The following is a 10,873-nucleotide window of genomic DNA, read 5'->3' as shown; positions in this document are numbered from 1 at the left end:
GAATTCACCGTTTTGCCTACAGCAAGCTCGGCAACGAGTACCTGTGGAGTCCATCGATGCCGTGCCCGTTGCCGGCCGAGGAAGATATTCCGATCGCCTATTACGGCACCTCCAACATCGGCAAGCTCAAGTATGTCTACCGCAAGGGCCTGGCCCTGCGCTACGGCAAGACCATGCAGTGCATCGCCGGGATTCACTACAACTTTTCCCTGCCGGAGAAGCTCTGGCCGCTGCTCAAGCAGGCGGAAGGTTTTGTCGGTACTGACCGCGACTATCAGTCGTCGGCCTACATCGCGCTGATCCGTAACTTCCGCCGCTACAGCTGGCTGCTGATGTACCTGTTCGGTGCTTCGCCAGCGCTGGACGCCGGTTTCCTGCGCGGTCGCACGCATCAGTTGGAACAGCTGGACCCGGACACCTTGTACCTGCCGTACGCCACCAGCCTGCGCATGAGCGATCTGGGTTACCAGAGCAACGCCCAGGCCGGCCTGACGCCGTGCTACAACGATCTGGCGAGCTACACCGACAGCCTGCGCAAAGCGGTGGCCACACCGTATGCGCCGTATGTCGAAATCGGCACGCACCAGGACGGTGAGTGGGTTCAGCTCAACACCAACATCCTGCAGATCGAAAACGAGTACTACTCCAACATACGCCCGAAACGCGTGACCTACACCGGCGAACGGCCGATCCAGGCGCTGGTGGCCCGTGGCATTCAGTACGTCGAAGTGCGTTGCCTGGACATCAACCCGTTCCTGCCGATGGGCATCGACCTCACCGAGTCGCGGTTCCTCGATGCGTTCCTGCTGTATTGCGCGCTGAACGACAGCCCGCTGTTGACCAGTAATTCGTGCGGCAACGCGACATCGAACTTCCTCAGCGTGGTCAAGGAAGGTCGCCGTCCGGGCCTGCAACTGCAACGCGACGGTCAACCGGTTGACCTGAAGGAATGGGCCGGCGAGTTGCTGGAGAAGATTGCGCCACTGGCGGCGTTGCTGGATCAGAGCCATGGCGGCGATGCGCACAGCAAGGCATTGGACGCGCAACTGGCCAAGGTCAAGGACTCGTCCCTGACGCCATCGGCCCAGGTGCTGGCGGCAATGGCCGAACACAAGGAAAGCTTCAGCCAGTTCTCCCTGCGCCAGAGCCAGGCCCATGCGGAATATTTCCGTAGCGAGCCTTTGAGCATCGAAGACCAGGCAACGTTTGAAGAGCGCGCGCGTTCGTCGCTGGCGGAGCAAGTGGAGCTGGAGCAGAACGAAGTCGGCGATTTCGATGTGTTTGTCGGCTCGTATCAGGCGAGCATTCTGGCGATCAGTAACTAACCTCTGAAGGTCCTTCGAATCTTTTCGCGGGCAAGCCTCGCTCCTACAGTTTTGTGTCGGTCACCCAGTTGTGACTCGACCCCCAACCTGTAGGAGCGAGGCTTGCCCGCGAAGGCTGCGCCGCGGTCTTGCTTAGAATTTTCCGCTCATAAGCTCATTCGAAAAAGTTATTTATTTTCTGATTCTTATATCATTTAGTCTCTTTTTCACGCCGACTCTCGGTCCGCCTGAAAAGGAGCTTCCCAATGAAACTGCATTTCCCTCTTCGCCTCCTGGCGGCCGCGTCTTTGGCTGCGGCGAGTTTCTTTGCCCAGGCGGCTGACGTGACTGTCGCCTACCAGACCACCGTGGACCCGGCGAAAGTCGCCCAGGCCGACGGCGCCTACGAAAAAGCCACCAACGCCAAGATCGACTGGCGCAAATTCGACAACGGTGCCGACATCATCGCCGCCATCGCTTCCGGCGACGTGCAGATCGGCTACCTCGGTTCTAGCCCTCTGACGGCTGCAATCACCCGTAAAGTCCCGGTTGAAACCTTCCTCATCGCCACCCAGATCGGTGCCGCTGAAGCCTTGGTTGCCCGCGACGGCTCCGGGATCAAGACTCCTCAGGACCTGATCGGCAAGAAAATCGCCGTGCCGTTCGTTTCCACCGGCCACTACAGCCTGCTCGCCGCGTTGAAGCACTGGAACATCGACCCTTCGAAAGTCACCGTGCTCAACCTCGCCCCGCCAGCCATCATCGCCGCATGGAAACGCGGTGACATCGACGCCACCTACGTGTGGGACCCAGCGCTCGGTGTGGCCAAGGAAAACGGCAAAGTGCTGATCACCTCCGGCGAACTGGCCAAGTTCGGCGCACCAACGTTCGATGCCTGGATCGTGCGTAAAGACTTCGCCGAGAAGCACCCGGAAATCGTCACCGCGTTCGCCAAAGTCACCCTCGACGCCTACGCCGATTACCGCAAAGACCCTAAAGCCTGGCTCGCCAATCAATCCAACGTCGACAAGCTGGTGAAGCTGTCCGGTGCCAAGGCCAGCGACATTCCGCTGCTGCTGCAAGGCAACGTCTACCCGCTGGCGGCTGACCAGGTGATCACCCTCGGTGCGCCGACCACCAAAGCCATCACCGACACCGCCGCGTTCCTGAAAGAACAAGGCAAGGTCGAGGCCGTGCTGCCGGACTACGCGCCGTACGTCAGCGCCAAGTTCATCACCAACTGATCGGGAGTTAATTGCGATGGCCTTGCTACAGCTGGAGCGCATCAGCGCACAGTACCCCGGCAGCCCGGAACCGGTATTGGCGGATATTTCCTTGAGCCTTGGGCCCCAGCAATTGCTGGTGGCCCTCGGCCCGTCCGGCAGTGGCAAGACTTCGCTGTTGAACCTGATTGCCGGTTTCGTCGAGCCCAGCGCCGGGCGCATCACCCTCGATGGCGTGCCGGTCAAAGGCCCGAGCGCCGAACGCGGCGTGGTGTTTCAGGACGACGCGCTGCTGCCTTGGCAAGACGTGTTGGCCAACGTCGGTTTCGGTCTGGAACTGGCCGGTGTTTCCCGGGACAAACGTGAAATCCGCGCTCGGGAAATGCTTGCACTGGTCGATCTGTCCGGTTTCGAGAATCGGCGGATCTGGCAACTTTCCGGAGGCCAGAAGCAGCGTGTCGGCCTGGCCCGCGCACTCGCCGCCGACCCTCGCGTATTGCTGATGGACGAACCTTTCGGTGCCCTCGACGCCTTCACCCGCGAACAGATGCAGGAGCTGCTGCTGCAAGTCTGGCAGCGCACCGCCAAACCCGTATTCCTGATTACCCACGATATTGAAGAAGCGGTATTTCTCGCCACGGACCTGATTCTGCTGGCGCCAAACCCCGGGCAAATCGTCGAGCGCCTGAGCCTGGATTTCGGTCAGCGTTACGCCGCCGGCGAGTCCGCACGGGCGATCAAATCCGACCCGCGCTTTATCGAAACCCGCGAACACGTACTCGCCAAAGTGTTCTCCCAACGCAGCGCCGCCACGCGGCAGGAGCGCGCATGAGCAGCTATGAAATTCCGGCCGTGACGGTGAAACCGGGTTCGACGGTGATTCCTGTTCGGCGCAGCCTCAGTACTCGCTGGATCAGCGTGCTGACCCTGGTCGCGCTGGTTGCCCTGTGGTGGGCCGTTACCGTCACAGGAATGATCGAACCGCTGTTCCTGCCGCCACCGTCCGCCGTGCTGCAAAAAGGCTGGTTGCTGGTGACCACCGGCTACATGGATTCGACGTTGTGGCAGCACTTGGGCGCGAGCCTCAGCCGCATCGGTCTGGGTCTTGGTTTTGCCGTGCTGACCGCCGTGCCGGTCGGCATCGCCATCGGTCACAACCGTATTGCGCGCGGCATTCTCGATCCGCTGATCGAGTTCTACCGCCCGATTCCACCGTTGGCCTATCTGCCGCTGATTGTCATCTGGTGTGGCATTGGCGAGCTGTCGAAAGTGTTGCTGATCTACCTGGCGATTTTCGCCCCGATCGCCATCGCCACCGCGACTGGCGTGCGCACCGTCGACCCGGCCAAATTGCGCGCCGCGCAGTCATTGGGCGCGACCCGGGCGCAGTTGATTCGCCATGTGATTTTGCCGAGTGCGTTGCCGGACATCTTGACCGGCGTGCGCATCGGTCTGGGCGTGGGCTGGTCAACGCTGGTCGCCGCCGAACTGATCGCCGCCACCAGCGGCCTGGGCTTCATGGTGCAGTCGGCCGCACAGTTCCTGGTCACCGATGTGGTGGTGCTGGGGATTCTGGTGATTGCGCTGATCGCCTTCGCCATGGAGATGGGCTTGCGTGCGCTGCAACGCAAACTGGTGCCGTGGCACGGCCAGGCTCACTAACAATTTCCCATGTGGGAGCGAGCCTGCTCGCGATGCGGTGTGCCATGCGAAATTGCTGTAACTGACACACCGCTTTCGCCGGCAAGCCGGTCTCGCTCACAGTCGGTACCCCGAATTCAGTAGAGAACCACCATGAGCAACCTGACAATCGTCCCCCTCAGCTCCGCCCTCGGCGCGCAAATCAGCGGCATCGACATCAGCCAGCCATTGAACCTGGAACAGCGCGATGCCATCGAGCAGGCACTGCTCAAGCATCAGGTTTTGTTCTTTCGCGACCAGCCGATCACGCCGCAGCAACAGGCGCGTTTCGCCGCCAACTTCGGCGACCTGCACATTCACCCGATCTACCCGAATGTGCCGGAACAGCCGGAAGTGCTGATCCTCGACACCGCCGTCACCGACGTGCGCGACAACGCGATCTGGCACACCGACGTGACCTTCCTGCCGACTCCGGCGATGGGCGCGGTGCTCAGCGCAAAACTGTTGCCGGAGTTTGGCGGCGACACGTTGTGGGCCAGCGGCATTGCGGCTTATGAGGCGCTGTCCGCGCCGATGAAAAGTCTGCTGGAAGGGCTGACGGCGACGCACGATTTCACCCGTTCGTTTCCGTTGGAACGCTATGGCAACACGCCTGAAGCATTGACTCAGTGGGAAGAGGCTCGCCGCAAGAATCCACCGCTGTCGCACCCGGTCATTCGTACGCACCCGGTGAGCGGGCGCCGTTCGTTGTTCGTCAGTGAAGGGTTTACGTCGAAGATCAATGAACTGTCGGAGACGGAGAGCGAGGCGATTCTGAAGTTTCTGTTCGCCCATTCCACGCGGCCGGAATTCACCATTCGCTGGCGCTGGCAGCAGGACGACATCGCGTTCTGGGACAACCGCGTGACGCAGCATTACGCGGTGGATGACTACCGGCCGGCGCGGCGAGTGATGCAGCGGGCGACGGTGTTGGGGGATGTGCCGTTTTTTCGGTGAGTTCCTGACTTCTTTGTTGCCTGCCCCGGCCCTATCGCGAGCAGGCTCGCTCCCACAAAGTGATCGGTCGACCACAAATATTGTGGTCAACCCCCAACCCCTGTGGGAGCGAGCCTGCTCGCGATATCGGACTGACAGACGCCAGATAACCCGGCGCCGAACACTCATTCAGCCGTCGAAGGCTTCTCCCAAAGATTGATCCCGCCTTCCTGGGCAAACCGGTCAATCTCCGCCAACTCTTGCGCACTGAAGCTCAGATTCTTCAACGCCCCGACGTTCTCGATAATCTGCTCCGGCCGGCTCGCACCGATCAGCGCCGAAGTCACCCGAGGGTCGCGCAGCGTCCAGGCCAACGCCAGTTGCGCCAGGCTCTGGCCGCGACGCTTGGCAATCTCATTGAGCCCACGCACATGGGCGATGTTGGCCTCCGACAGGTGCGAGGACTGCAACGAACCGCCGCCCGGACGATTGACCCGCGCATCCTTCGGAATGCCGTTGAGGTATTTGTCGGTCAACAGACCCTGCGCCAACGGCGTGAACGCAATCACGCCGGTGCCGAGTTCGTCGGTGACATCCAGCAGATCCTTTTCCACCCAGCGATTAAGCAGGTTGTAGGCCGGCTGGTGAATCAGCAACGGCACTTTCCACTCTTGCAACAGCGCCGCCATCTCACGGGTTTTCACCCCGGAATACGACGAGATGCCGATGTACAACGCCTTGCCCTGCTGCACCGCCGTGGCCAGCGCGCTGGCGGTTTCTTCCAGCGGCGTGTCCGGATCGAAACGGTGGGAGTAGAAAATATCCACGTAATCCAGGCCCAGACGCTGCAGGCTCTGATCAAGGCTGGCCAGCACGTACTTGCGCGAACCACCGCCCTGCCCATAAGGACCGGGCCACATGTCCCAACCCGCCTTGCTCGAGATGATCAGCTCGTCGCGATACTGCTTGAAATCTTCACGCAGCAAACGCCCGAAGTTGATCTCGGCGCTGCCGTACGGCGGACCATAGTTATTGGCGAGGTCGAAGTGGTTGATCCCCAGATCGAACGCCGTGCGCAGCAACGAGCGCTGGGTGTCGATCGGCGTGCTGTCGCCGAAGTTGTGCCACAGCCCCAGGGACAACGCCGGCAACACCAGACCGCTGCGACCGACGCGGCGGTAAGGGATGGAGTCGTAGCGGTTTTCGGCAGCGGTGTAGGTCATCGAATCCTCTCTTGTCTGTCTTGAAGTTGGTATCGACTGCTTCGCAAGTTGCCCAGCATACGCCCAGACAAACGTCGATAAACCTCGGACTTGAGGAAATGCTGAAACGTTTCACATATTTTCGATTCAAGGGGCTAACGCGCCCCGGCAAACACCTCCCCCAACCAATCCACAAACACCCGAACCCGTGGCGACATGTGTCGGTTGTGCGGATACAACACTGAAACCGGCATCGGTGGCGGCGGCGTGTCGATCAGGACTTCCTGCACCAGGCCCTGGGCGATCTGCGTTTCCATTCGGTAATGCGGGCACTGGATCAAGCCCAGTCCGGCAATGGCCGAGGCGGCGTAGATTTCTGCGCCGAACACCGAGATCGCGCCCTCGATGGCGACTTCCTGCAATTCGCCATCGACCATGAATTCGAACGGGAACAACTTCGCCGTGGTGCGCGAGACGTAGTTCACAGCGCGGTGATGTTTGAGGTCTTCGAGGGATTTTGGTTCGCCGTATTTGCGCAGGTAAGCCGGGCTGGCGCAGGTGATCTGGCGCAGGTTGGCAACGCGTTTGCCGATCAATGCCGAATCACCCAGCGTGCCAGCCCGCAGCACACAGTCGACGCCTTCAGCGATCAGGTCGACAAAGCGGTCGGCCTCGCTGATGGACAGTTCGATGTCCGGATAGCGCTCCATGAATTGCGGCAAGGCGGGGATGACAAAACTCTTGGCCAGCGTGCCGTGCAAATCCACCCGCAATCGTCCCTTCGGCGCGACGCTGCGAAAAGCCAGTTCAGCTTCTTCCAGTTCCGCCAGCAATTGCACACAGCGCAAGTAGTACGCCTCGCCATCCAGCGTAGGACGCACCTTACGCGTACTGCGCTCCAGTAAACGCGTACCGAGCCACGCTTCGAACTGGTTCAGCGTGTGGGTCAGGGTTGCCCGTGGCAGGTTCAGGTCTTCGGCGGCCAAGGTGAAGCTGCTGCGCTCGTAGATCCGCACGAACACCTTCATCGCTTTGACTTGATCCATGGCGTTCCCGACCTTTGATTGTTGGCGATTATTGAACAGTCAAGGCAACTCTCGTGCATTTATCAGCCTGAGTAAACATGTGAGTCTGGCTTCACCCCAAACGGACACCTACAAAGGATTCACCGCCATGACTACTCAAATTTCGAAAGTTGCCATCGTGACCGGCGCCTCCCGCGGCATCGGCGCCGTGATCGCCAAACAACTGGCCAGCGAAGGTTTCGCCGTCGCCATCAACTACGCCAGCAGTGCCACTGAAGCCTCAAAGCTGGTCGTTGAACTGCGTCAGGCCGGCCATCAAGCCATAGCGATCAAGGCTGACGTGGCCAATGCCGACGATGTACGCCGGATGTTCGATGAAACCGAAACGCAACTGGGCAAAGTCGATGTGCTGATCAACAACGCCGGCATCCTCAAAGTGATGCCGCTGGCGCAGCACACGGACGAACTGTTCGAGCAGAACTTCAACATTCACGCTCGCGGTACTTTCAATACGTTGCGTGAAGCGGCGACCCGTTTGAACAGCGGTGGCCGGATCGTCAATTTCTCCAGCAGCACCGTCGGCATGAACCTGCCGGGTTACGCCGTGTACATCGCCAGCAAAGCCGCGGTGGAGTCCCTGACTCAGGTGTTCGCCAAGGAAATGCGCGGTCGCAACATCACCGTCAACGCCGTCGCCCCTGGCCCGGTGGCGACCGATCTGTTTTTGCACGGCAAGAGTGAAGAGCAAATCCAGACCTTCGCCAAGATGCCGCCGCTGGAACGCTTGGGGCAGCCGGAAGACATCTCGCGCGTTGTGTCTTTCCTGGTCGGCCCAAATTCGGCGTGGGTCAATGGACAGATTCTGCGGGTGAATGGCGGGTTGGTTTAAGCTGCTATGTAGGCAGGATTGACGCCATCGCGGGCAAGTCGAATCGTCGCACCGCTCGCTCCTACAGGAGCGACACAAAACTGTAGGAGCGAGGCTTGCCCGCGAAGGCGGTCTTAAAGACGCACTACACCTGAAGGGAGGAACGCATCATGCACACCACGATCATCATCACCTTCGGCCTGGTCCTCCTGGCGCTGATGCTGTTCATCGGCGAGAACATCGGCTTCAGCCGCCAGACGCTGACCTACAGCTTCATCGTGTTGTGGCTGGCCCTGACGATGATCAACGGCGCCATCGGCGTGGTCACCGCCGGCCAGTCCGTGACCACGGAGCTGGTGGTCGGCAGCATCGTGTTCAGCATCCCGGTGGCGGCGCTGGTGCTGTTCATGGTGATGAGCAGCGAGGCCTGAGCTCAACGCACCAGATGCAAAAACTGCAGGTGCCGCTCGTACTGATCGAGGATGTCGTTGATGACCTGGTCCTTGGTGTAACCCACCAGATCGTAGTCCTGACTGCCCTCGCTCAGGTGCACTTCGGCCCGATAATAACGGCGATTGTTGAGTTGCTTGGGACCCATGCCGCCACGGGCGAATGACGGCGTGAAGTAGCCACGCATCTGCACCTGATAGATGAACGGATGCTGCTCGCCGTGACCGATTTCCAGGCTGACGCTGTCGTTCGCCGGATCGGGTTGAGTGACCACGTTCAAGCCCTTCTCGACGAACACCGCCGACACCTCCTCAATCGCCGGGCGCACCGTCGTGTCGAGGAAGCGATAGACCTCATCCCGCGACGGGAAATGCACCGCCTGACTCAAACGCTGACGCCAACCGCCGCGCCGCGATCCGGACACCGGCGCCAGGGAATGCAGCTGCGCGATCTGCTTCTGCGACTCCAGATAAAACGCTTTGTGCAGGCCCCACATCATCAGTAGCAAGATCATCGAGAACGGCAACGAAGTCAGCACCACCGCTGACTTCAGCGCATCGATGCTGCCCGAAAACAGCAGCGCACTGGTGACCAGCGCGGTCATCGCGCCCCAGAACACCCGCAGCCATTTCGGCCCGTCTTCATCCGGGTTACCGCCCTTGGCCGAGAGTGTCGACAGCACCACGGTGCCGGAGTCGGCCGAGGTGACAAAGAACACGAAGCTGATGAACACCGTGACCGCAATGACGGTTTTGCTCCACGGGTAGGTTTCCAGCAGCAAGTAGAGAGTCATCGATGGGTTGTCGATGGCCGACATGCCGAGCGCGCTCATGCCGTGATTGAGCACCTGGTCGATGGCGCTGTTGCCGAAAATCGACATCCACGCCAGGGTGAAACCGAGCGGGATCAACAGCACGCCGAAGACGAATTCGCGGATGGTGCGGCCACGGGAAATCCGTGCGATGAACAGGCCCACGAATGGCGACCACGCGATCCACCACGCCCAGTAGAACACCGTCCAGCCGCCCAGCCAGTCGCTGGGTTTGTCGTAGGCGTAGAGGTCGAAACTTTTCATCGGCAAGGCGCCGAGGTAGTCGCCGAGGTTCTGGATCAGGGTATTGAGCAGGTGCTGCGTAGGGCCGGCGAACAACACGAACAGCAGCAGCGCACAGGCCAGCAGCATGTTGATGTCGGACATCACCCGCACGCCTTTATCGACGCCGGCCACTGCGACGATGATCGCCGCGCCCATCATCAGCGTGATCAGGCCGACCTGAATCCACTGGGTGTGAGCGATGCCGAACAGGTAATCCAGGCCCGAGTTGAGGTGCAACACGCCGAAGCCCATGTCGGCACCGAGGCCGAACACTGTGGCGATGATGCCGAAGCCATCCACCGCATAACCGATCGGGCCGTTGATGCGTTTGCCGATCAGCGGATAGAGCGCCGAACGCAAGGCCAGCGGCAGGTTATGGCGGTAAGCGAAGTAGGCCAGCGCCATGCCGACGAAGGCGAACACGCCCCAGCCGTGCAGGCCCCAGTGCAGAAACAGAATCTGCATCGCCTGGCGCGCCGCGTCCGCTGTGCCGGCCTCGCCTTGCGGCGGTTGCAACAGATGGGTCAATGGTTCGGACACGCAAAAGAAGAACAGCGTGATGCTGATCCCGGCGGCGAACAGCATGCCGGCCCAGGACAGGTAGCTGAATTCGGGCTCGTCGTGGTCGGCACCGAGCTTGATCTTGCCGTAGCCGGACAAGGCGGTGACCACCACGAAGACCAGATACAGCGTCATCGCGAGCATGTAATACCAGCCGACCGTATTGGCCGCCCAGTTTTGCGCTTGCAGCAACCAGGCGCCGGCTTGTTCAGGCATGGCGATAACGACGATGCCGAACAGAAAAATAAACGTCGCCGCGAAGTAAAACACCGGCGGATTCATGCGGATCTGGCCGCTGGCGGGGGTGGACGATGCACTCATGAAAGGTGCACCTCGAGGGGGTGAAACCGGGCAATCAATAACGGACTCGGCAAGGGCAAGCCTCCTGTTGTGAGCGGGCAGCAAACCGACGGTTTAACTTGAATGAACGTTCAAGTTAAACATGGATAGGGGGCTAAGGACTAATCGCAGGGCTCGGCGGTCGTGTTCGTACGCTAGCTCAAGGATGGGTATGACGTGGGGTTTGGG

General features: G+C 60.5%; 10 protein-coding genes. 7 read left to right on the top strand and 3 right to left on the bottom strand.

The annotated features are described in order from the left end of the window. The 5 genes from gshA to tauD all read left to right on the top strand — a co-directional run. Nucleotides 1-1,325: glutamate--cysteine ligase (gshA, locus tag KGA97_RS27815; protein ID WP_223481875.1), on the top strand; the 1,325-nt coding region annotated here is incomplete at its 5' end. Nucleotides 1,326-1,570: 245 nt separating this feature from the next. Further along, nucleotides 1,571-2,548 carry a taurine ABC transporter substrate-binding protein gene (gene tauA / locus KGA97_RS27810; RefSeq protein ID WP_157709949.1) on the top strand — a complete coding sequence of 326 codons (978 nt, stop codon included), beginning with the start codon at nt 1,571-1,573 and terminating at the stop codon, nt 2,546-2,548. A gap of 16 nt (nt 2,549-2,564) precedes the next feature. Next, nucleotides 2,565-3,359: a taurine ABC transporter ATP-binding subunit gene (tauB, locus tag KGA97_RS27805; RefSeq protein WP_008040159.1), complete on the top strand. Its 795-nt coding sequence runs from the start codon at nt 2,565-2,567 to the stop codon at nt 3,357-3,359. Continuing rightward, entirely contained in the window at nt 3,356-4,189 is an 834-nt protein-coding gene (gene tauC, locus KGA97_RS27800) for a taurine ABC transporter permease TauC (protein WP_223481874.1), read from the top strand. The genes tauB and tauC overlap by 4 nt, the downstream gene beginning before the upstream one ends. Nucleotides 4,190-4,321: 132 nt before the next feature. Then, on the top strand, nt 4,322-5,164 hold the full coding sequence (tauD, locus tag KGA97_RS27795) for a taurine dioxygenase (RefSeq protein ID WP_207285582.1): 843 nt from the start codon (nt 4,322-4,324) through the stop codon (nt 5,162-5,164). Nucleotides 5,165-5,328: 164 nt separating this feature from the next. On the opposite strand, the gene mgrA is transcribed toward tauD, so the two are convergent. Then, complete coding sequence (gene mgrA / locus KGA97_RS27790) at nt 5,329-6,366, bottom strand: L-glyceraldehyde 3-phosphate reductase (protein ID WP_223481873.1); 1,038 nt, start codon at nt 6,364-6,366, stop codon at nt 5,329-5,331. A 134-nt stretch (nt 6,367-6,500) separates the two neighbouring features. Continuing rightward, nucleotides 6,501-7,391, bottom strand: coding sequence for a LysR family transcriptional regulator (locus KGA97_RS27785; RefSeq protein WP_192417247.1), 891 nt, complete (start codon nt 7,389-7,391; stop codon nt 6,501-6,503). A 127-nt stretch (nt 7,392-7,518) separates the two neighbouring features. Here KGA97_RS27785 and KGA97_RS27780 point away from each other — a divergent pair, with 127 nt between their 5' ends. Then, nucleotides 7,519-8,259: an SDR family oxidoreductase gene (locus KGA97_RS27780; protein WP_223481872.1), complete on the top strand. Its 741-nt coding sequence runs from the start codon at nt 7,519-7,521 to the stop codon at nt 8,257-8,259. 149 nt (nt 8,260-8,408) lie between these two features. Further along, the gene (locus tag KGA97_RS27775) at nt 8,409-8,669 is read left to right on the top strand and encodes a hypothetical protein (protein WP_008032471.1); all 261 of its coding nucleotides are present in this window, start codon (nt 8,409-8,411) and stop codon (nt 8,667-8,669) included. A 2-nt stretch (nt 8,670-8,671) separates the two neighbouring features. Here KGA97_RS27775 and betT read toward each other — a convergent pair whose 3' ends face one another. Beyond that, entirely contained in the window at nt 8,672-10,627 is a 1,956-nt protein-coding gene (betT, locus tag KGA97_RS27770) for a choline transporter BetT (RefSeq protein ID WP_177318179.1), read from the bottom strand. Between the last annotated feature and the right edge of the window lie 246 nt (nt 10,628-10,873).

It is taken from the genome of Pseudomonas sp. BF-B-15, from assembly GCF_019946675.1.
GTDB classification, from domain to species: Bacteria; Pseudomonadota; Gammaproteobacteria; order Pseudomonadales; family Pseudomonadaceae; genus Aquipseudomonas; species Aquipseudomonas migulae.
Note: the sequence above shows the minus strand (reverse complement) of the source record. Positions and strands in the feature narration are given on the sequence as shown.